The 23,407-nt window shown below is 68.8% G+C and carries 23 protein-coding genes and 1 tRNA gene; 10 read left to right on the top strand and 14 right to left on the bottom strand.

Annotated elements, in window-relative coordinates; translation table 11 throughout:
* Positions 1-23 precede the first annotated feature (23 nt).
* Positions 24-314: an SCO4225 family membrane protein gene (locus tag ACWFRJ_RS28815; RefSeq protein ID WP_453537030.1), complete on the top strand. Its 291-nt coding sequence runs from the start codon at positions 24-26 to the stop codon at positions 312-314.
* A gap of 1 nt (position 315) precedes the next feature.
* Here ACWFRJ_RS28815 and ACWFRJ_RS28820 read toward each other — a convergent pair whose 3' ends face one another.
* Together ACWFRJ_RS28820 and ACWFRJ_RS28825 are read right to left on the bottom strand one after the other, a co-directional pair.
* The gene (locus ACWFRJ_RS28820; RefSeq protein ID WP_453537033.1) at positions 316-969 is read right to left on the bottom strand and encodes a DUF4232 domain-containing protein; all 654 of its coding nucleotides are present in this window, start codon (positions 967-969) and stop codon (positions 316-318) included.
* A 205-nt stretch (positions 970-1,174) separates the two neighbouring features.
* Positions 1,175-1,248 (bottom strand) — tRNA-Gly (locus tag ACWFRJ_RS28825).
* A 527-nt stretch (positions 1,249-1,775) separates the two neighbouring features.
* Here ACWFRJ_RS28825 and dcd point away from each other — a divergent pair.
* The gene (gene dcd, locus ACWFRJ_RS28830) at positions 1,776-2,351 is read left to right on the top strand and encodes a dCTP deaminase (protein WP_453537036.1); all 576 of its coding nucleotides are present in this window, start codon (positions 1,776-1,778) and stop codon (positions 2,349-2,351) included.
* Positions 2,352-2,359: 8 nt separating this feature from the next.
* The gene (locus ACWFRJ_RS28835) at positions 2,360-2,857 is read left to right on the top strand and encodes a phosphoribosyltransferase (protein ID WP_453537039.1); all 498 of its coding nucleotides are present in this window, start codon (positions 2,360-2,362) and stop codon (positions 2,855-2,857) included.
* Between the two features lie 71 nt (positions 2,858-2,928).
* Here the strand turns inward: ACWFRJ_RS28835 and ACWFRJ_RS28840 are convergent, their stop codons facing one another.
* The 6 genes from ACWFRJ_RS28840 to ACWFRJ_RS28865 form a co-directional block, all read right to left on the bottom strand.
* On the bottom strand, positions 2,929-3,936 hold the full coding sequence (locus tag ACWFRJ_RS28840) for a Yip1 family protein (RefSeq protein WP_453537042.1): 1,008 nt from the start codon (positions 3,934-3,936) through the stop codon (positions 2,929-2,931).
* Between the two features lie 153 nt (positions 3,937-4,089).
* Complete coding sequence (locus ACWFRJ_RS28845; RefSeq protein ID WP_453537045.1) at positions 4,090-5,589, bottom strand: FG-GAP-like repeat-containing protein; 1,500 nt, start codon at positions 5,587-5,589, stop codon at positions 4,090-4,092.
* 295 nt (positions 5,590-5,884) lie between these two features.
* Complete coding sequence (locus ACWFRJ_RS28850) at positions 5,885-6,418, bottom strand: FG-GAP repeat protein (RefSeq protein WP_453537049.1); 534 nt, start codon at positions 6,416-6,418, stop codon at positions 5,885-5,887.
* A 96-nt stretch (positions 6,419-6,514) separates the two neighbouring features.
* The gene (locus ACWFRJ_RS28855; protein WP_453537052.1) at positions 6,515-7,999 is read right to left on the bottom strand and encodes an FG-GAP-like repeat-containing protein; all 1,485 of its coding nucleotides are present in this window, start codon (positions 7,997-7,999) and stop codon (positions 6,515-6,517) included.
* 298 nt (positions 8,000-8,297) lie between these two features.
* Positions 8,298-9,737 carry an FG-GAP repeat domain-containing protein gene (locus ACWFRJ_RS28860; RefSeq protein WP_453537055.1) on the bottom strand — a complete coding sequence of 480 codons (1,440 nt, stop codon included), beginning with the start codon at positions 9,735-9,737 and terminating at the stop codon, positions 8,298-8,300.
* Positions 9,738-9,903: 166 nt separating this feature from the next.
* On the bottom strand, positions 9,904-12,171 hold the full coding sequence (locus tag ACWFRJ_RS28865) for a (Fe-S)-binding protein (protein ID WP_453537057.1): 2,268 nt from the start codon (positions 12,169-12,171) through the stop codon (positions 9,904-9,906).
* Between the two features lie 344 nt (positions 12,172-12,515).
* Between ACWFRJ_RS28865 and dnaK the strand changes: the two genes are divergently transcribed.
* From dnaK to ACWFRJ_RS28890, 5 genes are all read left to right on the top strand, one after another.
* Positions 12,516-14,390: a molecular chaperone DnaK gene (gene dnaK, locus ACWFRJ_RS28870; RefSeq protein ID WP_453537060.1), complete on the top strand. Its 1,875-nt coding sequence runs from the start codon at positions 12,516-12,518 to the stop codon at positions 14,388-14,390.
* Positions 14,387-15,103, top strand: coding sequence for a nucleotide exchange factor GrpE (gene grpE, locus ACWFRJ_RS28875; protein WP_453537063.1), 717 nt, complete (start codon positions 14,387-14,389; stop codon positions 15,101-15,103). The genes dnaK and grpE overlap by 4 nt, the downstream gene beginning before the upstream one ends.
* A 41-nt stretch (positions 15,104-15,144) precedes the next feature.
* A complete protein-coding gene (gene dnaJ, locus ACWFRJ_RS28880; protein WP_453537066.1) occupies positions 15,145-16,356 on the top strand; it encodes a molecular chaperone DnaJ in 1,212 nt (403 codons plus the stop codon).
* Between the two features lies 1 nt (position 16,357).
* Positions 16,358-16,807, top strand: a complete 450-nt coding sequence (locus ACWFRJ_RS28885; protein WP_383276245.1) for a heat shock protein transcriptional repressor HspR — start codon at positions 16,358-16,360, stop codon at positions 16,805-16,807.
* A gap of 95 nt (positions 16,808-16,902) precedes the next feature.
* Complete coding sequence (locus ACWFRJ_RS28890; RefSeq protein ID WP_453537070.1) at positions 16,903-17,421, top strand: hypothetical protein; 519 nt, start codon at positions 16,903-16,905, stop codon at positions 17,419-17,421.
* 14 nt (positions 17,422-17,435) lie between these two features.
* Here ACWFRJ_RS28890 and ACWFRJ_RS28895 read toward each other — a convergent pair whose 3' ends face one another.
* Positions 17,436-17,627 (bottom strand): DUF397 domain-containing protein, encoded by a 192-nt coding sequence (locus tag ACWFRJ_RS28895; RefSeq protein WP_453537073.1) that lies wholly within the window; start codon positions 17,625-17,627, stop codon positions 17,436-17,438.
* Position 17,628: 1 nt separating this feature from the next.
* Positions 17,629-18,525 carry a helix-turn-helix domain-containing protein gene (locus ACWFRJ_RS28900; RefSeq protein ID WP_453537077.1) on the bottom strand — a complete coding sequence of 299 codons (897 nt, stop codon included), beginning with the start codon at positions 18,523-18,525 and terminating at the stop codon, positions 17,629-17,631.
* A gap of 278 nt (positions 18,526-18,803) precedes the next feature.
* Between ACWFRJ_RS28900 and ACWFRJ_RS28905 the strand changes: the two genes are divergently transcribed.
* On the top strand, positions 18,804-19,364 hold the full coding sequence (locus tag ACWFRJ_RS28905) for an ATP-binding protein (protein WP_453537080.1): 561 nt from the start codon (positions 18,804-18,806) through the stop codon (positions 19,362-19,364).
* Here ACWFRJ_RS28905 and ACWFRJ_RS28910 read toward each other — a convergent pair.
* The 3 genes from ACWFRJ_RS28910 to ACWFRJ_RS28920 all read right to left on the bottom strand — a co-directional run bounded on the left by ACWFRJ_RS28910 (position 19,361) and on the right by ACWFRJ_RS28920 (position 21,961).
* Positions 19,361-19,609: a hypothetical protein gene (locus ACWFRJ_RS28910; protein WP_453537083.1), complete on the bottom strand. Its 249-nt coding sequence runs from the start codon at positions 19,607-19,609 to the stop codon at positions 19,361-19,363. The two genes, ACWFRJ_RS28905 and ACWFRJ_RS28910, sit on opposite strands and share 4 nt — an antisense overlap.
* A gap of 354 nt (positions 19,610-19,963) precedes the next feature.
* Positions 19,964-20,947 (bottom strand): LuxR C-terminal-related transcriptional regulator, encoded by a 984-nt coding sequence (locus ACWFRJ_RS28915; protein WP_453537648.1) that lies wholly within the window; start codon positions 20,945-20,947, stop codon positions 19,964-19,966.
* Between the two features lie 30 nt (positions 20,948-20,977).
* Positions 20,978-21,961: a helix-turn-helix transcriptional regulator gene (locus ACWFRJ_RS28920; protein WP_453537086.1), complete on the bottom strand. Its 984-nt coding sequence runs from the start codon at positions 21,959-21,961 to the stop codon at positions 20,978-20,980.
* 310 nt (positions 21,962-22,271) lie between these two features.
* On the opposite strand from ACWFRJ_RS28920, the gene ACWFRJ_RS28925 reads away from it, so the two are divergent.
* Positions 22,272-22,640, top strand: a complete 369-nt coding sequence (locus tag ACWFRJ_RS28925) for a hypothetical protein (protein ID WP_453537089.1) — start codon at positions 22,272-22,274, stop codon at positions 22,638-22,640.
* Positions 22,641-22,751: 111 nt separating this feature from the next.
* Here the strand turns inward: ACWFRJ_RS28925 and ACWFRJ_RS28930 are convergent, their stop codons facing one another.
* Positions 22,752-23,192, bottom strand: a complete 441-nt coding sequence (locus ACWFRJ_RS28930) for a pyridoxamine 5'-phosphate oxidase family protein (RefSeq protein WP_453537091.1) — start codon at positions 23,190-23,192, stop codon at positions 22,752-22,754.
* Between the last annotated feature and the right edge of the window lie 215 nt (positions 23,193-23,407).

The following is a 23,407-nucleotide window of genomic DNA, read 5'->3' on the forward strand; positions in this document are numbered from 1 at the left end:
CCACACCGGAGGAACTCACCACCATGCTCGGTACCAATCGCCGCCGCCTCAAACCCGGCGCCGCCATCGCCCTCGCCTACCTCGCGCTCTGCGCCGCCCTGTTGGTGTGGGCCCTGGTGGTGAGCGCGGTCGACAGCACGGACGAGTCCATGGCGGGCGTCATCCCCCTGCTCGCCACGGCTCCGGCAAGCTTCGTGCTCGTCGTGCTCCCGGACGGCACCGCGATGGTGATCCTCGCGGTCGCCGCCGGAGCGCTGGTCAACGCGGCGATCATCAACTGGTGCGCGCGTGCGCTGAGCCGAGGGCGGGAGTGAGTTACTGCTTGCCGGTGCCGACCGGGTCCACGAAAACCTTGCCGTCGGCGCCGACCGGGAGGTTGAGGTCGGTCGACAGGACCTTGGAATGGGTCTCGTTGGGCGGGGTGACCTCGATGGCGCTGACGAAGACCGGGTCCTCGCCGCTGCCGTCGTTCGTCGGGGTGTGCAGGGTGAAGCGGGTGGTCTCGCCCGTGTTGAGGACGACGGCCGGGGCGGCGAGCTTGCTGCGCTCGGCGCTGAGGGGCCCGGAGGCGTCCTCGGACCTGAGGTCGACGCCGGGGAAGCCCTTGAGGGAGCAGGTGTCGCTCTTGTTCTTGAGGCTGACTATGAGGTCGCCCTCGGCCATGCCGTGAGAGGCGCTGAAGGCGAGGTTGGCGGTCTTGCAGTTGCCGGTGGTGATCTGCCCGCCACCGCTGCCCTGGCCGGACGCCGTGGTGGTCGAGTCGCCGCCGGCGCTCTTGGCGTTCTTGTCGGACGCGCTGCTGCCGGAGGCCGTGTCCGATGACCCGTCCGAGGAGGAGGACGAAGAGGACCCGGAGCCGCTCCCGGACCCGGAGCCGCTCGCGTCGGAGTCCTTGTCCCCCTGGCAGGCGGTGAGCGAGAGACTCGCGGCGAGGGCCATGGCGGCGAGGGTGAGGGTCTTGGCGCGCATCGTTTCTTCCCTACGGTCGGTGCCGTCTGCCCGGCACGAGTGAGCGTTACTGATCACCAGGACACGCCCGCCCGGGGCAAACGTTCCGCCCGGCCACGCCCTAATACATGCCTGTTACATGGAATCGCTGAAGGGACGGATCTGGGCAAGGTCCGGACAACAAAGAACCCCCGGGTCGACGACCTGGGGGTTTTGGTTCTTCTGCTGGAGCGGGTGACGAGAATCGAACTCGCACTCTCAGCTTGGGAAGCTGATGTTCTACCACTAAACTACACCCGCGAAAAACACCGTCTGTGGCGGTGCCGTAACGTCGCACACTCTACCTCATCCCAGGCCCCGGGCGCTTTTGCCCCGGGGCCTGGGTGCTGTCCGGGGCGTGGATGCCTCAGCGGGGTGCGGGAGTTGGGGCGTACCGTGAAGAGCCGGAGTGCCGCCTGGAGGGGCGCCCCATTCGTCCCGTAATGTGGCCTCTCGTCGCCGTCTCGCTCGCGAGCGGAGTGCGGCGAGCTACGAGCTCAACTACGGCTTTGGGGAAGGGACTCGAGGACTTGATGGAGCGCACCGTCGTCCGATGTGCCGAAGGGCACGTGTTCAGCACTGCTTCGTTCCCGATGCAGAAGGCCGACCGGCTCGGACCCGGCCGGCTCATCCGCTGTCCACGCTGTGCCCGATTGCGGCATGCCGTGCCGGTCGCGTCGCAGAAGCGGTAGCGCGGGGCAGCGAGGCAGCGGGAAAGCAGAGAACGGCAGGCAGCGCGCGGGGCGTCCGATTGGGGCGGGCCCGCGCGCTCTGCGTATCCTCGGTGCGTGCTTCTCTCAGACAAGGACATCCGGGCCGAGATCGACGCCGGACGAGTACGGATCGATCCGTACGACGAATCCATGGTGCAGCCCTCAAGCATCGATGTGCGGCTCGACCGCTACTTCCGGGTGTTCGAGAATCACCGCTACCCACACATCGACCCCTCCGTGGAGCAGGCCGACCTGACGCGGCTCGTGGAGCCCGAGGGCGACGAGCCGTTCATCCTGCACCCCGGTGAGTTCGTGCTCGCCTCGACGCACGAGGTCATCAGCCTCCCCGACGACCTCGCCAGCAGGCTCGAGGGGAAGTCCAGCCTGGGGCGGCTCGGGCTCGTCACACACTCCACCGCCGGCTTCATCGACCCCGGTTTCTCCGGGCACGTGACGCTGGAGCTGTCGAATCTCGCGACGCTGCCCATCAAGCTGTGGCCCGGCATGAAGATCGGGCAACTGTGCCTGTTCCGGCTGACCTCGCCCGCCGAGGCGCCGTACGGCTCCGAGCGGTACGGATCGCGTTACCAAGGGCAGCGCGGGCCGACCGCCTCCCGTTCCTTCCTCAATTTCCATCGAACCCAGGTGTGACATTCAGCATGAGTGACGTGCGCGAGAACCTTACGTACGAGAAGTTCGGCGACGCGGTGCGCGAGCTCGCGCAGACCATCGCCGACGACGGGTATCAGCCCGACGTCATCATCTCCATCGCCCGCGGTGGCGTCTTCGTCGCGGGCGGGCTCGCGTACGCGCTCGACTGCAAGAACATCCACCTGGTGAACGTGGAGTTCTACACGGGGGTCGGGACGACCCTGGAGATGCCGGTCATGCTGGCGCCCGTGCCGAACGCGATCGACTTCACCGACAAGAAGGTGCTCATCGCCGATGACGTCGCCGACACCGGCAAGACGCTGAAGCTCGTGCACGACTTCTGCCTCGACCACGTGGCCGAGGTGCGCAGCGCGGTGATCTACGAGAAGTCGCAGTCGCTCGTGAAGTGCGAGTACGTCTGGAAGCGCACCGACGACTGGATCAACTTCCCGTGGAGCGTCGAGCCGCCGGTGGTGCGGCGCGCCGGGCAGGTTCTGGACGCCTGACGCGTGAGCGAACAGAGACGAGACGGGCCCCGGCGGAGTGATCCGCCGGGGCCCGTCCTGGTTCTGCGTCGCTAGAACGTACCCAGCTTGATGATCGCGAGCAGCGCGAGCAGTTGGATCGACGCCGCGCCCAGCGCCTTCGGCCACGGCAGGTCGTGCGACTTGCTCACCATCGCCGTGAGCAGCGCGCCCGCCGCGACCCAGGTCACCCAGCCGAGCAGCTGGACGAAGGTCTGGCCGCCGCCGAGGAACATCCCGACGACAACGCGGGGCGCGTCCGTGATCGACATGATCAGCATGGAGAGGCCGACCGTCGGCTGCCAGGCGCCCACGCCGCCGAGCTGACGGGCGAGCGAGTGGGTGACCACGCCGAGGATGAAGGCGCTGATCGTGATCGCGACCGCTGTCATCAGGACGTACGGAACGGCCGTCGAGAGGGTGGCGTTGATGGCGTCCTCGCGGGCGCCGTCGAATCCGAAGATCGCGAGCAGGCCGTACAGGAACGTCACGATGACGGCCGGGGCCCACATCGCGTAGTCGCGCATCTGCATGAAGGTCGGCACCGGGTTCATCACGATGCCGCGCAGCAGGTCCTTCCAGTGCAGGCGAGGGCCCATGGGCGGCGGTGCGCTCTGGCCCGCGCGGTAGGTGTCGCCCTGGTTGTACGGGTCCTCACTCACGGAGAAGGCCTGGGTGTGACCCGGGTTGTTGGCGGCGTACGGATCGAAGCCGCCCTGGCCGCCGCCTTGTCCCCCCTGGCCGCCCTGCCCGCCCTGGCCCCCGTGTCCCGGGCCGCCAGGGCCGCCGAAGTACTCCGGCTCACCGTGATTGCCTTGGTTGCCGCCCGCCTGCGGCCACTGCTGCCCGCCGTACCCGCCCTGGCGGCCGCCCTGACCCTGGCCGTACGGCGGCTGACCGCCGTACTGCTGCTGGGAGGGCGGCTGAGGGTAGCCGTACGGAGGCTGCTGGCCCTGGGGGGCCTGCGCCTGCTGTCCGTACGGCTCCTGCCGCGGTCGTTGTTGGGGGCGTGCTTGCGGGGTGCGGTTGTCCCGGCCGCGTCCGATCCTGAATCCAGCCACGAATCGAACGTACCTGGTCTGGAGGGCCTGGGTCGTCCCTCCTCGGGAGGAGAGAGGGGTTTGCCGCTGACCTGTGACAACCCTTAGGGGGACCCTGAGGGGTTTTCCCCAGGGTCCCCAGGGTCCCCGGGGTTCCAGGGACTCGCGGGCTCGCTAGTGACCGAGCACCGCTCCGTACGCCGGCGGGTCCAAAGAGGCGGGCAGGCCGATGGAGTTCGGGGTGACGACCGTGCCGCCGGCCTTCGCGCCGGGCAGGTCCCAGACGCCGCCCGATGCGGAGTTCTCACCGGGCGCCGCGACGGACAGGTCCGGAACGCCGTCGCCGTTGTGGTCGCCGAAGGCCAGCGCCGCGCCGAAGAGGTCGCCCGCCTCTGCGCCGCCCGGGATGCCGGGCGAGTCCTGCTGGTAGGCGACCGTGCCCGCGTTCGCCGCGCCCGCCGGGTCGAGCAGGCCCATCTCGCCGCCCTTCAGGACGGTGACGCTGCCCGCCTTGGCCGCGCTGCCGATGGCCTCGCCGGGTGCGCCCGCGATCAGGTCGTCGTGGCCGTCGGCGTCGATGTCCGCCACGGCGAGCGCGTCGCCGAAGCCGTCACCCGTCTCGGCGACGCCGGGCATGCGCGCGGTGTCCTGGTTGAACGTCTGCTGCTCCCAGCCGAAGCTGCCGTTGGCGTCGCCGAAGCGGATGTGGATGGCGCCGCCCTTGGTGAGCTCCTCAGGACCGCACGGGTCGTCGATGTTCTCGTCGGCGATCTCGCGGCAGTTGCCGAGAGCGAGGTCGTCGAAGCCGTCGCCGTTGAAGTCACCGGCGGCGAGGGCGTTCGCGGCGCCGTTGGAGTTGTTCCAGAAGTTCAGCATGGAGCCCTCGTCCTTGTTCCAGCCGTAGAGGCGGACGTGGGACTGGGTGTAGGGCTGGTTCTTCGTGTAGTAGGCGAGGGCGAGGTCGTCGAGCCCGTCGTTGTTGAAGTCGCCGGTCGTCATGACGGGGGCGCGCCCGCCCATGCGGTCGGCCATGAGGGGCTCGGTGTCTGCGGTGAGCGGGTTGAAGTTGGCGACGATCTGGTCCTTGCCGCCGATCGCGAGATCGACGTCGGTGTCGCCGGTGAAGTCGGCGGCGACCAGGGCGTTTCCGTACGCGTCCTTCGCCTTGGCCCCGCGGGCGGCGGTGTTGGCCGTGGCGAAGCCGTCGCCGGTGCCGTAGAGGACGGTGACGGAACCGGCGTCGGTCTTGCCGTCGATGTCCTCGCCGGGAGCGCCGATCACGAGGTCCGCGTACTTGTCGTCGTCCACGTGCGCGGCCACGACGGAGCCCCCGAACCGGTCACCGGCCTCCGGGGTGCCGGGCACCTCGACGGTGGCCTGCGTGATGCGCCGCACGCTGTGCGGCCCCGGCCCGCCCTCTGCGCCGAACACGACGCTCACGGCCCCGGCCTTGGCCTTGCCGCCGACGGTGGCACTTGGCACGCCGACGAAGAGGTCGTCGTAGCCGTCGCCGTTGAAGTCGGCGGTGAGGGGAGCGGCGGCGGGCGGGGCGGCGGGGGAGGCGCTCGCGGAGGCCGCGAAGGGGAGGGTGAGGCCGGTGGCGGCCAGGGCGGTCGCGGTGGCGGCGACGGTGACGGCGAGGGAACGGGTTCTTGTTCTTGCGCGCAGGGGCACGGGAGGCTCCAACTCAAATGTGGATACGGGGAGTTAGTGCAGGGGGCGACTCGCTCAGCTTCACTTCGCGTTCACTTCGCGACTGGTTCACCTGTGTGACAACCGAGGTTGGGGAAGGGTTGCCCTTGATCGGCCCTGAGCCCTCAGCCCTGAGCCCTGAGCCGTCAGCCCTGAGCCCTCAGCCCGCGAGGTCCGAGCCGAAGGCCGAGTACTTCGTGGAGAGGCCCAGCTTGCTCGGGCCGAAGCTGGTGGACGCCGTGGTGGAGTAGAGCGAGTCCGCGGCTCCGGGGAGGTGTCAGACGGCGCCCGCGTCGTCGTTCTCCTGGGCGGCCGTCGCCGTGAGGTCCAGGCGGCCGTCGGCGCCGATGTCCGAGGCGAGCAGCGTCGCGCCGAAGCCGTCCATGGACCCCGACGCGCCGGGGACACCCGGGCTGTCCTGAGTGAGGGTGATCGCGCCGGTGGTCCTCAGGCCCGACGCGGAGCCGCGCAGCAAGGTGACCGTGCCCGCGCCAAGGATGACGTCGGGCTCGGAGCCGATGCTCTCGCCGGGCGCGCCGGTCGCCAGCTCCGCGTTTCCGTCTCCGTCGAGGTCGCCCACGGCCACCGCCGCCCCGAAGTTGTCGCCGTACTCGGAGGCGCCAGGCACGCCCGAGCTGCTCTGCGTCAGGGTCGTACGACGGGTGGCGCTCGGACCTGACGAGGTGCCGTAGACGACGCTGACCTCGCCGCCCTTGGAGCCGGACGGCGCGGCCGCGGCCGTTCCGCCGGGGATGGCGAGCAGGCCGCTCGTCGTCAGGGACGTGGCCAGGATGGAGGTGCGTATGCGCACGGAAAGCTCCGAGAGGGAGAGCCGGGCCCGCGACGGGGGGAGTACGCGGGCCCGGCAGTCGAGAGGTTGAGCTGAGGAGAGAGGAGAACGGTTGGGCTAGTCGGCGAAGTTGGTGCCGAGGCGCGGTGTGCCCGTGCCCGAGATGCCGACCGTGGACGTGTAGACGCCGGAGGTGCCCGCGAGGGTGCCGTCGGTGCGGGCGCCGAGGACGTAGAACGCGCCGTTGGAGCCGTTCTCGCCGGACGCGCCGACGGTGACGTCGCCCCGGCCGTCGCCGTTCAGGTCGTCGATGTGGACGTCGGACCCGAAGTAGTCGTTCTTCTCGTTGGCGTTGGGGACGCCGGGCGAGTTCTGGCTGTACAGGACGGCGCCCTTGGCGGAGAGGCCTGAGCCGTCCGACGCGCCGTAGATGACGGTGAGCGAGCCCGCGTCGGTGACTCCGTCCAGGTTCTCGCCGGGGGTGCCCACGACCAGGTCGAGGTGCCCGTCGCCGTTGACGTCGCCGAGGTCGAGCTCGTTGCCGAAGGAGTCGCCCTTCTCGCCGCTGCCCGGGATGCCCGCCGTGTCCTGGGTGATGGCCTGGCTCTCGCCGTACGGGCCGTTCGCGTTGCCCTTGACGACGTAGACCGTGCCGCCCTTGTTGGCGCCGTCGATGCCCTCGTCCCAGGTGAGGCCGATGATGACGTCGCCGTAACCGTCGCCGTCCGTGTCGCCCACGTCGGTGATGTGACCGGCGGGCAGCCGCTGGACGCCGCGCGTGGTGACGCCGTTCGCGCTGCCTGGCAGCCACAGGTTGGCGTTGTAGTCGTCGGCGGTGGAGAAGCCGTTGACGAGCAGGTCGTCCTTGCCGTCGCCGTTCACGTCCCCGGAGTGCAGGTTGAAGGGGCCCGCGTCCTCGCCGCCGTAGATGGGCGGGAGCACGGTGTAGCGGCCGCCGGTGGAGCCGCTGCGCCTGATGCCGCTGTCGAAGATGTCGATGGTGGCGGCGCCCGACGCGCCGACGGCGAGGTCGGCCTTGCCGTCGCCGTCGAAGTCACCGGCCTGGAGGGGGCCGCCGAAGTGGTCGTGCTTGGTGGGGCGCGGGTCCTTGACCGTGGAGCCGCCGGAGAGGCCGCTGGGGGAGCCCCACAGGACCTGGACCGTGCCGCCGTCCACGTCGCTGCCGACGTCCTCGCCGGGGGCGCCGACGGCGAGGTCGTCGTAGCCGTCGCTGTCGAAGTCTCCGTACGCGGTGTCGGCGCCGAAGTAGTCGTTCTTCTCGGCGGTGCCCGGGACGCCCGCGCTGTTCTGGCTGTAGGTGGTGTGGCGCTGCGTGGTGCCGCCGTACGTGACGACGACCTGGCCCGCCTTGTCCTTGCCGCCGACGTTGGCGTGCGGGGCGGAGGTGGCGATGTCGGCCTTGCCGTCGCCGTTGAAGTCGGCGTCGTCCGGCTGGACGGCGGCGATGGGCTCTGCCGCGGTCGCCGTACCGCCGGTGAGGGTGAGGAGTCCGCCTGTGAGCGCGGCGGCGGTCGCCGTGGCCGCCGCGAGGCGGCCACGTCTGGATCGGGGGAGCGGGGAAGTGCGCTTGTGCTTCGGCATTCCTTGGGTCTCCTGCTGCGTGCGGGGATGTCTGGCGGACATCCGCAGTCGATGGGGTGCCGGGCAGGAGGTTCGCCGGTTCGCCGGGTGTTGGCCCTGGCGTCACGTCCTGTTTTGGCGACAGGGAGACCCATGAAGGGGGGTAAGGGTTGTATGTGGGGCGGGAGTTGGTGGTGTTGTGCGCGTTCGGGGTGCTTTGCCCCGCGCCGATGCCGCCTGCCCCGATGCCGCCTGCCCCGACGCCGCCCCGATGCCGCCCCGAGCCGATCCCTGACGCCCCGCCCTGACTCCCCCGCCCTTACGCCCCGTCCCCCAGCGCCAGGAACTCCGCTGTGGAGAAGGTCAGTTGAGGCTTGCGCGCGACCAGGTCGGGCTTCACTCCCGGGTACACCCCCACCGTGTCCTCGCCGTCCCCGCGATACGTCCGAAGGACCAGATCGTCCCGCTTGTCCCCGTTGAAGTCCGCGATGGCGAGTACCTGCGTGGTGCCCTTGGCGGAGGGAACCACGAGCGCCGACGCGTTCCCGTCGAGCGCCGTCGTACGTCCCCTGAAGACCCGCACCTCGCCGGTGCTGCCCCCGTTCCCGCTGCTGCCGCCGCTCAGGACAAGATCGCTCAGGCCGTCGCCGTCGAAGTCGCCGGTGTCCACGGCCACGTTCTTCGACTCCATGGTGCCGCGCTGCGTGCCGGGCACGTCGTAGCGCAGGGCGACCCCGTTCGGGCCCGCGACGGCCGCGTCCATGCCCTTGCCCCTGCCGAAGCGCCCGAACGCGATGTCCGTACCGGAGGGGAAGAGGACGCCGGTTTCGGCGGGGCCCTTCGGGCCGCCAAGGACGAGGGCGCCGGCCGCTGCGCCGGACGCGCCCGCGGCCTTGCGGACGACCAGGTCGTCGTAGCCGTCGCGGTCCACGTCCGTGGCCTTGCCGGTGACGAGGTCGTTGCCGGGCGCGGCAAGGGGCTTGCCCGCGGCGCGCGGGGCGCCGGTCCGCTTGAACGGGCCGCGCAGGAACGTGAGCCGGGCGCCGCTCGCGTGCAGGACGAGGTCGTTCGCACCGTCCCCGTCGAAGTCCCCGCACACCGGCTGGTCGGCCCAGTCGTTGCCGAAGCGGGCCTGCGCGGGCACCTTCACCTTCACGGCCTTGCCCTTGAGGCCCTGGGGCGAGCCGAAGAGGATCTGCAGCGGCACGGGCGGCTGGCCGAGGCCGTCGTAGGGCGGGTCGGTGGAGATGAGCAGATCGGTGAACCCGTCCTTGTCGAGGTCGCAGGACGCCTCCGACTCGAAGGACGCGGGCAACTCGCCCTTGGTGCGCGCCCCGTTGGCCTGCGCGCTCAGCAACTGCCGTGCGCCGGGACGCAGTCCGCCCTTCGACCCGTAGACGACACCGATGCCCGCGTCGTCGCCGTGGCCCTCGTGCACCAGGTCGTCCAGTACGAGATCGGGGGCGCCGTCACCGTTGAAGTCGTCGTCGACCTTGCTGCCCTTGCCGCGGGGTATGGGCAGCTGTGCCGCGCTCTTGCCCGCCATGCTGACGGGCCGGTGCCGGGCGTCGGGCTTGTCCGAGTCGTCGCCGCCCCCGCACCCGGCGAGCAGCAGCGCGCAGCTGACGACGGCGGACGTACCCAGGACACCGCCGCGCCGGACACCGCCGCGCCGGACACCGCCGCGCCGGACACCACCGCGCCTCGCGACGCCCCCGCGTCTGACGCCACGTATGCCATCTGTTCCGGCACTCCGCATGCCCATCACCCGCCCCGAACGCCCCAGCCGACAACAACCAGCACATGATGCCCCCCTTCCGTACGACAGGAAAGGCCGGTCCCGCCCTGAGGACGGAACCGGCCTTTGTGCCTGCGCCCGGCCTGCGTGAGGCCTGCCGGAGACTTATCGGAGAGCTACCGGAGAGCTACTTGGCCGGCTCGGGCTCCGGCTCGTCCGCGGTCTCGGACTCACCGGCGGGGTCCACCGGCGTCTTCACGGATTCGAGCAGCAGCTGCGCGACGTCCACGACCTGGAGGGTTTCCTTCGCCGCTCCGTCGTTCTTCTTGCCGTTGACGGAGTCGGTGAGCATCACCAGGCAGAACGGGCAGGCCGTCGACACGATGTCGGGGTTGAGGCTGAGCGCCTCGTCGACCCGCTCCGTGTTGATGCGCTTGCCGATCCGCTCCTCCATCCACATCCGCGCGCCACCGGCACCGCAGCAGAAGCCGCGCTCCTTGTGGCGGTGCATCTCCTGCTGACGCAGGCCCGGGACGGCGGACATGATCTCGCGCGGGGGCGTGTAGATCTTGTTGTGCCGGCCGAGGTAGCACGGGTCGTGGTAGGTGATGAGGCCCTCGACGGGCGTCACCGGGATGAGCTTGCCCTCGTCGATGAGGTGCTGGAGCAGCTGCGTGTGGTGGATGACCTCGTAGTCGCCGCCGAGCTGCGGGTACTCGTTGCCGAGCGTGTTGAGGCAGTGCGGGCAGGTCGCGACGATCTTCTTGGCCGTCTTCGGCTTCTTGGTCGCCGGGTCCTCGTCGTCCTCGCCGTACGCCATGTTCAGCATCGCGACGTTCTCCTGGCCGAGCTGCTGGAACAGCGGCTCGTTGCCCAGGCGGCGTGCGGAGTCACCGGTGCACTTCTCGTCGCCGCCCATGATCGCGAACTTGACGCCCGCCATGTTGAGCAGCTCGGCGAAGGCCTTGGTGGTCTTCTTCGCACGGTCCTCCAGGGAGCCCGCGCAGCCGACCCAGTAGAGGTACTCGACCTCGGTGAGGTCCTCGATGTCCTTGCCGACGACCGGCACCTCGAAGTCGAGCTCCTTGAGCCACTCCAGGCGCTGCTTCTTCGCCAGGCCCCAGGGGTTGCCCTTCTTCTCCAGGTTCTTGAGCATCGTCCCGGCCTCGGAGGGGAACGCGCTCTCGATCATCACCTGGTAGCGGCGCATGTCGACGATGTGGTCGATGTGCTCGATGTCCACCGGGCACTGCTCGACGCAGGCGCCGCAGCTGGTGCAGGACCACAGGACGTCGGGGTCGATGACGCCGTTCTCCTCGGCGGTGCCGATGAGGGGGCGTTCGGCCTCCGCGAGAGCGGCCGCGGGCACGTCCGCCAGCTGCTCCGCCGTCGCCTTCTCGTTGCCCTCCATGTCCTTGCCGCCGCCTGCGAGCAGGTAGGGGGCCTTGGCGTGCGCGTGGTCGCGCAGCGACATGATCAGGAGCTTCGGGGAGAGCGGCTTGCCGGTGTTCCAGGCGGGGCACTGCGACTGGCAGCGGCCGCACTCGGTGCACGTACTGAAGTCGAGGAGGCCCTTCCAGGAGAACTGCTCGACCTGGCTGACGCCGAAGACGTCGTCCTCGCCCGGGTCCTCCCAGTCGATCGGCTTGCCGCCGGACGTCATGGGCTGGAGCTCGCCGAGCGTCGTGGTGCCGTCCGCGTCGCGCTTGAACCAGATGTTCGGGAAGGCGAGGAAGCGGTGCCAGGCGACGCCCATGTTGGTGTTGAGCGCGACGGTGATCATCCAGATGAAGGACGTCGCGATCTTGATCATGGCGAAGAAGTACGTGAGGTTCTGCAGCGTGGAGAGATCCATGCCCCCGAACCACGAGACGAACGGGTACGAGATGAAGAACGACGCCTCGTAGCTGTCGACGTGGTGCTGGGCACCCTCAAGGGCGTGCAGCGCGAAGATGCAGACGCCGACGATGAGGATGACGGCCTCGACGAAGTACGCCTGGCCCTTCTTCGAGCCCGCGAACCGGGACTTGCGGCCCGGCTTGTCGGGGTTGCTCAGCTGCCGGATGACGATCAGCGTCACGATGCCGACGATGGTCATCGTGCCGATGAACTCGACGAACATGTTGTACGGGGCCCACTCGCCGATGATCGGCAGCATCCAGTCGGCCTTGAAGAGCTGGCCGATGGCGTTGACGATGGTCAGGAGCAGCGAGAGGAAGCCCACCGCCACGAACCAGTGCGCGACGCCGACGACGCCCCAGCGGTTCATGCGGGTGTGGCCGAGGAACTCCTTGGCCACGGTGACGGTGCGCTGCACGGGCTGATCGGTGCGGGTACCGGCGGGGACGGGCTGACCGAGCCGCATGTACTGGACGATCTGCACGATGGCACGGCCGAACAGCGCGACGCCGACCGCGATTAGGACCAGCGACACGATGATCGCGGCGAGTTGCATTTGGGGGCTCCTCGGGCCTGCGAGGCGAACTATTACTAAGCGGTAACTTATGCAGTCCGTCTGAGACTACCCACTTACTCAGCCGCACTGTAGCCAGCGAGGCGGTGATCTGCGTCGCTCAGGCAACCCTTGCCGCGTCGCGGCTCCGTAAGGGGCGCGGGGAACGGCGCGACCAGCCACGGCGGACCCGCAGGCGAGGGGCTGGAGTGCACCGGAGGTCCCGGACTTGCGCGTAAGGCCGGGATAAGAGTTGAGCCCCCCCGACTCAGCTCTGTTGACTCCAGCGAAGCGACCATGCATCCTTGAGTCAGATCCACTCAAGAGTTACATCTGGAGGAACCGAAATGGCACGTGCGGTCGGCATCGACCTGGGCACGACTAACTCTGTCGTCAGCGTTCTTGAAGGCGGCGAGCCCACCGTCATCACCAACGCCGAGGGCGCCAGGACCACGCCGTCCGTCGTCGCCTTCGCGAAGAACGGTGAGGTCCTGGTAGGCGAGGTCGCCAAGCGCCAGGCAGTCACGAACGTCGACAGGACCATCCGCTCGGTCAAGCGCCACATGGGCACTGACTGGAAGGTGGACATCGACGACAAGGGGTTCAACCCCCAGCAGATCTCCGCGTTCATCCTGCAGAAGCTGAAGCGCGACGCCGAGTCGTACCTGGGCGAGAAGGTGGCCGACGCGGTCATCACCGTCCCGGCGTACTTCAACGACTCCGAGCGCCAGGCGACGAAGGAGGCGGGCGAGATCGCGGGCCTGAACGTCCTGCGCATCGTCAACGAGCCGACGGCCGCCGCTCTGGCGTACGGCCTCGACAAGGACGACCAGACGATCCTCGTCTTCGACCTCGGTGGCGGCACCTTCGACGTGTCCCTCCTGGAGATCGGCGACGGCGTCGTCGAGGTGAAGGCCACGAACGGCGACAACCACCTCGGTGGTGACGACTGGGACCAGCGCGTCGTCGACTACCTGGTCAAGCAGTTCAACAACGGCCACGGCGTGGACCTCGCCAAGGACAAGATGGCGCTCCAGCGCCTGCGCGAGGCGGCCGAGAAGGCCAAGATCGAGCTGTCCTCCTCCACGGAGACCTCGATCAACCTGCCCTACATCACGGCGTCCGCCGAGGGCCCGCTGCACCTGGACGAGAAGCTCACGCGCGCCCAGTTCCAGCAGCTCACGTCCGACCTTCTCGAGCGGTGCAAGAACCCGTTCAACAACGTCATCAAGGACGCGGGCATCCAGCTCTCCGAGATCGACCACGTCGTTCTCGTCGGTGGCTCGACCCGTATGCCCGCCGTCGCGGAGCTCGTCAAGGAGCTCACCGGTGGCCAGGACGCCAACAAGGGCGTGAACCCGGACGAGGTCGTCGCCATCGGCGCCGCTCTCCAGGCCGGTGTCCTCAAGGGCGAGGTCAAGGACGTCCTGCTCCTCGACGTCACCCCGCTGTCCCTCGGTATCGAGACCAAGGGAGGGATCATGACCAAGCTCATCGAGCGCAACACCACGATCCCGACCAAGCGCTCCGAGATCTTCACGACGGCCGAGGACAACCAGCCGTCCGTCCAGATCCAGGTCTACCAGGGCGAGCGAGAGATCGCGGCGTACAACAAGAAGCTCGGAATGTTCGAGCTCACCGGTCTGCCGCCCGCCCCGCGCGGTGTCCCGCAGATCGAGGTCGCCTTCGACATCGACGCCAACGGCATCATGCACGTGACGGCCAAGGACCTCGGCACCGGCAAGGAGCAGAAGATGACCGTCACCGGCGGCTCCTCGCTGCCGAAGGACGAGGTCGACCGCATGCGCCAGGAGGCCGAGCAGTACGCGGACGAGGACCACAAGCGCCGCGAGGCCGCCGAGTCCCGCAACCAGGGCGAGCAGCTCGTCTACCAGACGGAGAAGTTCCTCACCGACAACGCGGACAAGGTCCCCGGTGACGTGAAGACCGAGGTCGAGTCCGCCGTCGAAGAGCTGAAGGAGAAGCTCAAGGGCGAGGACACGGCGGAGATCCGCACGGCCACCGAGAAGGTCGCGGCCGTCTCCCAGAAGCTCGGCCAGGCCATGTACGCGGACGCTCAGTCCGCCGGTGCCGAGGGCGCTGCCCCGGGTGCCGAGGGCGCCGAGGCCCCGAACATGTCCAAGGACAAGGACGACGACGTGGTCGACGCCGAGATCGTCGACGACGAGAAGCCGAACGACGCGAAGGGCGGCGCCGCATGACCGAGGAGACTCCGGGCTTCGGTGACCACACCGAGAAGCCTGACGTCCCCTCCGGCGCCACCCCCGATGACGCCGCGTCGCTGGCCGCCGAGCCCTCCACCGAGGAGGGCCCGGCGGCCCCGGCCGGGGACACAGCAAGCAGTACGACGGGTCAGTCCGCTCAGGACGTGGGCCTGATCGCGCAGCTCGACCAGGTGCGTACGGCGCTCGGCGAGCGCACGGCGGACCTCCAGCGGCTGCAGGCGGAGTATCAGAACTACCGCCGCCGCGTGGAGCGGGACAAGGTGACGGTCAAGGAGATCGCCGCGGCGAACCTCCTGGGCGAGCTCCTGCCGAGCCTCGACGACATCGGCCGTGCCCGTGAGCACGGCGAGCTCGTCGGCGGGTTCAAGTCGGTGGCGGAGGCCCTCGAGACGGTCGTCGCCAAGATGGGCCTCCAGCAGTTCGGCAAGGAGGGCGAGCCCTTCGACCCGACGATCCACGAGGCCCTGATGCACTCGTACGCACCCGACGTCACCGAGACGACGTGCGTCGCGATCCTGCAGCCCGGGTACCGCATCGGGGAGCGCACCATCCGCCCCGCGCGGGTGGCCGTGGCCGAGCCGCAGCCGGGTGCGCAGACGGTCAAGGGTGAGACCGAGGCCGCTGCTTCCACTGACTCCGCCGATGCGGCGGAGGACAAGGAGACCGGTGGCGGCCCGGACGAGGGCTGACGTATCGGAGTTGTTGTGAAGCGAGAGGAGGGACGTCGGGGATGAGCACCAAGGACTTCATCGAGAAGGACTACTACAAGGTCCTCGGCGTCCCCAAGGACGCCACCGAAGCCGAGATCAAGAAGGCGTACCGGAAACTCGCCCGCGAGAACCACCCGGACGCCAACACGGGCAACGTGAAGGCCGAGGAGCGCTTCAAGGAGATCTCCGAGGCGAACGACGTCCTCGGGGACCCCAAGAAGCGCAAGGAGTACGACGAAGCGCGTGCTCTCTTCGGCAACGGCGGCTTCCGGGCCGGTCCCGGCGGCGGCACCGGAGGCTCCTTCAACTTCGACCTGGGCGACCTCTTCGGAGGCGGCGCCCCGGGTGGCGGTGGAGCGGGCGGTGCCGGCGGTGCGGGCGGCTTCGGTGGCGGTCTGGGTGACGTCTTCGGGGGCCTGTTCAACCGGGGCGGCACGGGCGCGGGCGGCGCGGGCACGCGTACGCAGCCCCGGCGCGGCCAGGACATCGAGTCCGAGGTCACGCTGAGCTTCACGGAGGCGGTGGACGGGGCCACGGTCCCGCTGCGGATGTCGTCGCAGGCCGCCTGCAAGGCCTGTTCCGGCACCGGCGACAAGAACGGCACACCGCGCGTGTGCCCGACATGCGTCGGCACGGGCCAGGTCACGCGGGGCGGCGGCGGCGGTTTCTCCCTCACCGACCCCTGCGTGGACTGCAAGGGACGTGGGCTCATCGCCCAGGACCCGTGCGAGGTCTGCAAGGGCTCGGGCCGGGCGAAGTCGTCGCGCACGATGCAGGTGCGTATCCCCGCGGGTGTCAGCGACGGCCAGCGCATCCGCCTGCGCGGCAAGGGCGGTCCCGGTGAGCGGGGCGGCCCGGCGGGCGACCTGTACGTGGTCGTGCACGTCGACTCCCACAAGGTCTTCGGCCGCAAGGGCGACAACCTGACGGTGACGGTGCCGGTGACGTTCACGGAGGCGGCCCTCGGCGGCGAGGTGAAGGTCCCCACCCTGGGCGGCCCGCCGGTCACCCTGAAGCTCCCTCCGGGCACCCCCAACGGTCGTACGATGCGTGCGCGGGGCAAGGGCGCGGTCCGCAAGGACGGTTCGCGGGGCGATCTGCTGGTGACGGTGGAGGTCTCGGTCCCGACGTCACTGAGCGACCAGGCGAAGGAAGCCCTGGAGTCCTACCGCAAGGCGACTGCGGACGTCGATCCGCGGGCAGAACTGTTCCAGGCCGCGAAGGGAGCATGAGATGGACGGCCGTCGTCGAAATCCTTACCAACTGACCGACGAGACGCCGGTCTACGTCATCTCGGTGGCCGCCCAGCTGAGCGGCCTCCACCCGCAGACCCTGCGCCAGTACGACCGCCTGGGCCTGGTCTCCCCGGACCGCACCGCGGGCCGCGGCCGACGCTACTCCGCCCGCGACATCGAACTGCTGCGCACCGTGCAGCAGTTGTCGCAGGAAGAGGGCATCAACCTCGCCGGCATCAAGCGCATCATCGAGCTGGAGAACCAGGTCGCGGCGCTGCAGGCGAGGGTGGTCGAGCTCGCGAGCGCCGTGGAGGGCGCCGCCGCGGCGATGCAGCAGCGCGAGGCGGCGGTCCACGCGTCGTACCGACGGGACTTGGTGCCGTACCAGGACGTGCAGCAGGCGAGCGCGCTGGTGGTGTGGCGCCCGAAGAGATCGTCGGAGCAGTAGCTCTTAGTAGTGTGTTCGTAGGGGCCGGGAGGCGACAACCTCCCGGCCCCTACGTGTTCGTGACGTGATTGCCGGAGAGAGTGGGGGCGGGGGCCATGGCCATGGTGGGCCTTTTCTGGATCGCCGAGGGCGATGTGTACGTGGGCGCGAAGCCGTCGGGCCTCGCGGCGGGGGTGCGGTTGACGCCGGAGGCCGTCGTGGCCCTCGGCGACAGGCAGTCGGCGCTCTACCCCTGGGACGAGGTGCGTGCCCTGACGGTCGAGGACGCCCCCGTGAAGTCGCTGAAGCGGCAGGTGGGCACGTTGGTGGACATGGCCCTGACGGTGGGCCTGGGCGGCTCGGACGACGCCCCGGCGATGACGGTCCGCCTCACGCGCCCGGACTCCGCCGAGCGGACGGAACTGACGGCGTACGTGGCAGCGGCGACGGGTTACTCCCGGGCGGAGTACGACCTGTCGCTGACGCTCCTGTCCCGTATGACGGAGGGCGAGGCGACCCTGCGCACGACGCTGGCGGCGATGGCGGAGTGGGGCCGGGCCCGGGAGGGCGGCTCACCCCGGGGCGCGGAGCGGGAGGCGTTGCTGCGGGGCTGGGCGGGCGTCGACGACGCCTAGGCCGTCGAGGCCCTTCACCGCGGTCCGGCGGCCTCTCGGGAGAGGGATTCGAGGAGAGCGGCGAGGGGGGTGGCGGTGGTCGTCAGGGTGGTGTCCGGGGTGTCGCTCTCGCGGAGGTGGATCGTTCCGTCGGGGGCGGTGGCTATGTAGAGGCAGTTCGCTTGGTCCTCGCTGAATGACGACTTCTGCCAGTCGAGTTGGGTCATGTCAGATCTCCTGAAGGCTGTAGAGCAGGTGCTGGATCAGGCTCAGGGAGTCGCGTGAATCGTGGGCGGACGCGGATACTTTCGCGTCCAGAGGCGGCAGGGCTGTCGCGGAGAGTCGGGCGAACCGTGCCGTGTACTTGTCCACCGCCTCGCTCTCGTGCACGTAGAGCGAGGATGCCGGAGTCTCGACGAGGACGGTCTTCAGCGCGGCCCCGTGGGAGCCGACCAGCAGGAACGGGGTGCTGAAGGCGGAAAGGCCCTCAGCCGTGAACGGCAGCACCTGGATGGTGACATGGGGCAGTTCGGCCATGCGGATCAGGTGCAGCAACTGCTTGCGCATCACTGCTGCGCCGCCGAATCGCACGTGCAGCGCGGCCTCGTGGATCACCGCGTGCAGGGTCGGGGGCCGTTCCTGGGTGAGGATCTTCTGCCGCTCCATCCGGAACTGGGCCGCGCGATCAAGTTCGCTCGTGGAGCGTTCGTCCTGGCTGGACCTGAAGATCGAGCGCGTGTACTCGGCGATCTGGAGAATGCCGGGGATGAACAGTGATTCGTACGAGGACAGAGCATCGGCAGCTGCCTCCAGCTCTGCCAGGTCCAGCACGGGTTGACTCAGGGCCTGGCGGTACTCGGTCCACCAACCTTTGCCGCTCTCTTCGCCCATGGAGACCAGTGCTTCGACCAGGGGTTCCCGTGTGCACCCGTATGAGTGGCAGAGAGACCGTAGTTTCTCCGAGGGGATGGCCGTGCGCCCGGCCTCGACGTGACCGAGATGTGCCCGCCCCATGCCGATGAACTCGCCTCCCTCCGTCACGGAGTAGCAGGCCTGCTCGCGCATCTTCCGCAACTCTGCGCCTAGGCGCCGCTGTCGCTCGGTGGTGCTTGTGCGGAGTGCCAACGTGAGTCCTCTTTCCACGGGGTGGCGTCAGTGTGCCGCGCCTGAGCTGCGGGGTCCATCAATCCAGGCGAATAGGTTGCACGCGGTAACCCTGATTCCCTACGCTAAGTATCGCACCAGTCACTAAGCGAACTCACTCAACTCCCCTGCCCACAAGCCGAAAGGCACCCACCGCACCCCCCTCGGGGCACCGCCCCCCGGGGCGCACGTGGGCAACGCCATCGCCCGGCAAGGGGCGCGCATCGCCTCACTCACCCCTCCCGACGGGAGCAACCGTCATGCCCACAGACCGGCCCCGCACCGCTTACCGCCCGGCTCAACTGGCGTATGACTACAGCCTGTTCACCCCAGGCGACGCGACCTCCCCCAAGATCTGCCGAGACTTCGTACGCACAGTGCTCCGCACCTTGGACCGGGAGACGCTGGCCATGCCGGCGACACTCTGCACCTCGGAACTCATCACGAACGTGCACCTGCACACCAAGGGATCCGCGATGCTGCGCATCCTTCTGACCCTCACCCGCCTACGGGTAACCGTCTTCGACGAGAGCCCGGACCCGCCCGTCGTGACGCATCCCGCAGCCGGGGCGACCGCCTGCTGGGGTCGGGGGCTCGCCCTGGTCGCGGAACTCGCCGACACGTGGGGCGTCGCGGACGACAGAGCGGGGCGGTATGCGAAGGGGGTCTGGTTCGAGCTGGGCCGATCCGAGACCGGGGGCCCGTCGGACCGTGCGGCGAAACGGACGGCTCCCCCGGCGGACGCGTTCCGCCGGGGGAGCCGTACAAGCACTGCTACTACTGCTACCGCTACTGCTGCTAACGCTGCTGCGGAGAATTAGTTGGCGTAGAAGGGGGTCAGCTCGTAGGTGTTGTCCTTGGAGCCGACCATGCAGGCCCAGTCCACGATCTCGCCGTTGGCCTTCATGGCCTTGCCCCGGGCGGTGCAGTCGTCAAGGCTGCCGGTTCCGATGATGTCGTCGCCCTGCCGGGCGGCCGACGCGGCCTGAGCCGCTCCGGCGGCGATACCGGAGAACGCCAGAACGGTGGCGCCGACAACTGCGGCCTTCTTGAGGGTCTTGCGCATTTTTCGCTCACTTCCGTGGGGGGACGCACGCCAGAAGGCGTACGGCCGTTGGTCGAAGACGGACGCGGGGACACCACGCGATTCCGTCACACCGTCCCGGCCTGCGGTGACACGTGACAGGGGGCCGTGACACGCGGTCGGGAAGGACGACGTAAGCGGATACGTCTCGCACCCGGCACGGCCGAGGGTTCCGGCCGTGCAAAGTACTGGTGCGCTCCGGGGGTTACCCGGGCATTTGTTATGTGATCACACCGGAACCCAAGGTTCCAAAGATCAAGAAGCCCTGTTACACGCCTCTTACGAACCCTGGAAGAGGGCATTACTCAGGGCCTTTACCAGGCGGCTCCCAGCGGTTCAGATCTCCGGGTTCAGGAACCCGGACTGCCCTATGAGGTAGCCGAGTTGGGCCCGGCTGTTGCTGCCGAGGGTGGTGGCGAGCTTGGCGATGTGGACGCGAGCCGTGCGGACGTTCATGCCCAGGCGGGCCGCGATCTCGGCGTCGGTGAGGCCTTCGATCAGCAGACCCGCCACGGCTCGCTGACGGGTGGTGATGCCGTTGTCCGGCGGTTGAGGGGCGGCCCGGGGGAACATGGGCGTGGCCAGGTGCCATTGGCGCTCGAAGGTCGTCACGAGGTAGTCGATGAGGGCGCTGTGACGCAGCTCCAGGGCCATGTCGCGCTCTTTGCTCGCCGGGATGAAGGCCACGGTCCGGTCGAAGATGAAGAGGCGCTCGGTGACTTCGTCCAGTGTGCGCACTTCGACGTCGCCGGCCAACTGTTCGTAGTGAGCGAGTACCGGCAGGGAGTGCCGGGTCGTGTGCTGGTAGAGGGTGCGAAGCCGAGCGCCGCGGGAGAGGAGTTCCTGCTCGCGGGGCAGGGTTTCGACCAGCGTCGAGGCAGGGCGTGCCCCGCCGGGCTGGACGATCAGCACTTCCTCGGAGGAGTCGTCCACCGCTTGGTCTATGGCCGCGTTGATCCGGGGGAGGCCCATGAGGATGGTGATGGCGGACGGCACGGTGTCCGGTGCGGCGGCAGGTTCGGCGGAGCTGGAGGCGAGCGTCATCAACGGCTCGAAGAGCGTCGCCAGTTCGGTCCCGCGCTGCCGCTGTCGTGCGATGCCGTCCTCGATGGTGCGGAGCAGGCGGGGGAGGGCGACAGCGGGTGCGGTGGGGCGTAGCCACCGCATGTCGTCGGCGTCAGGGTGCAGCAGGCCGAGGTCGATCAGGCAGGGTGTCGGCTCGGCCCGCTCGATGCGGACGCGGCCCTCAACCAGGGCCTGGGCATACAGGGCCGAGCCTGCCTCGCACAGTTCGTCAGCTCCGTGCGAATGAGTCTTCATCGTCACGTTCCGCTCGCTCCCTGGCCGAGTTCACTGATCCTTGTCCAGGATCCCGGACTGGGCGATCAGGTAGCCGAGCTGAGCGCGGCTGCCGCTGCCCAGGGCGGCGGCGATCTTAGCGATGTGGGCTCGGCAGGTGCGGACGTTCATGCCCAGGCGGCGGGCGATGGCTTCGTCGACGTGGCCGTCGATGAGCAGTTTGGCGATGGTGCGCTGCACACCAGTGATGCCGTCGGTGGAGGGAGCGTAGGGGGCCTCGTCGACCAGCGGAGTGGCGCGACGCCAGAGTTGCTCGAAGACCTTGGCCAGGTACTCGACCATGCCGGGGTGGCGCAGCTCCAAGGCGACTTGGTGGTCGTCACGTGCCGGTATGAGCGCAACAGTGCGATCGAAGATCATCAGTCGGTCGATCAACTCTTCCAGGGTCCGGATCTCTACGTTTCCCTGGGCCATGTGAGCCGCGTAGGCGAGAGTCCCCTGACTGTGCCTCGCTGTGTGCTGGTAGAGAGTACGCATCGTGATGCCACGGTCGAGGACTGCCTGGCCGCGTTTTATCGCCACGTTGAGAAGGTTCTCGCTCCGGCCGCCTCCGGGCTGAACGGTGAGCACTTCAGTACGGCACTCCGCTGTGGCACGCTCGATGACCTCGTTGATGCGGGCGTCACCCTCCAGCACGGTGATCGCGTGCGTCGAGGGTTCGGTCCGGGCAGTGATCGCCATGAATGGCTCAAAGACGTCGGTCAATTCAACGGCGACTCTCCTGCGGTCCTGGATCTCCCGTTCGAGAGGGTGGAGACGCTGTGCGAGAGCGGCGGACGGAGAAACCGGTCGAAGCCAGTCTGCGTCATCCGGGTCAGGGTGCAGTAGAGCGAACTCAAGTAGGCAGGGTGCGTTCTCAGCCTTGGAGCGAGGCAGGCGGCCGTCGCTCAACGCGAGGGCGTACAACCTGGAACCTTCGTCACAAAGAGGGGTTGCGGGGTGAGGATGTGTCGGTTTCGCGCTTGATGTAACCAAATCTCCACCCCCCAGGGTCCTGAACGTGCAAGAACATGATGCATCGTCTCTGTGGCTTTGACGTGCTCGATTGAGACATCGTCTTGTTGAGCCGGGGGAGAGGAACCTACCAAGTGAGGACGAAGCCGACCATGTTTAAGCGCATGCTTCGCTCGGTGCTTGTCACCACCTTCTCCGCAGGGCTGGTTATGGGCATGGCGAACAGTCTTGATCTCGCCTGGGGAAGTCACCCCCACAGCACCGGCACGAGTTCCGTCGCAGCCCTGCCAGGCGACCTTGCCTGGGGCGCGGCACCGGCGGGAGCAGGAGCATGAGTACCCCGCCCGATGACCGCACATTCCGCCGAGAAATGGCCACCGCCTACCGATCAGGTTGGCACTTCATCGATCTTGCTACCGCGATACCCCACGCAGGCGACTCGTTGATGGTCACGCTCCTCGGTGAGCCGGTCGTCGTCACCCGTGACGACGAGGAGGAGATCCGGGCCTACCGGTGCCTCCGCAAGCCGCGCGGCGCCCCGCAGCCCGTGCGGTGTGCCATTCGGTACGGGATGGTCTTCGTCAATCTCGACCGGCGTGACCACCAGCTGGTCGGTGACCCCGGCCGGCCCGGCGAGCAGCAGGAACAGCAGAGTTCGAGCACTACAAGAGCCATCACAGCCACCCCCCGCAGCGCCTGACGCGATCCCCCGTCGTTGTACATCGCGCAGGTGCTTCCCCCAGCAGCGGCGCCACCGTGGACCTGAACACGGTGGCGCCGCTGTGGTGTGTGCCGAGCGATCCGCCGGGGTCTACGCCTTCGTGCGCAGCGCCCGCGTCCCCATCGCCCGCGTCAGGCTGATCTCGATCACCACGCGGTGCGGATTCACCCTCGGCGGCTTCCCGTACCGCTCCTCGTAGCGCCGCTCGCCCTCCGCGACCTCCGCCGCCTCCGTACGCACGCGCGCGCGGCCCTCCAGCGTCGCCCAGCGCCGCCCGTCGACCTGGCAGACCGCCACCCGCGCCCCGGGGGCCCCTGCCCCCTCCGCGTCCGTCGCCGCGAGGATGTTCGAGACCTTCGCACTCGTTCTGCTCGCGAGTACGCGGGCCACGCCCGCCTCCGGGTCGTAGGTCACGCAGACCGGCACGACGTGCGGGGTGCCGTCCGGGCGGGGTGTCGTCAGCGTGCACAGGTGGCGTTCGCGCCAGAAACTGAGGTACGCGGGGGTCGGGTGCTGCGGGTCCATGGCCATGGAGGGAACTTAACCGCCGGCCCGTCCGATGCCGTGACTCCGGCCCTCCCCCTCCCTGAGCGGGCTGAGCTGACTTGAGCGGAATAGACTCAACTTTATGTACGCTGTTTAAGTCAGGTGGGTCAGGCCACCCGAGCCACCGGGACATCGAGCCACCGGGACATCGAGCCACCGGGACATCGAGCCACCGGGACATCGAGCCACAGGGACATAGG

This window comes from Streptomyces sp. NPDC055239, assembly GCF_053606205.1.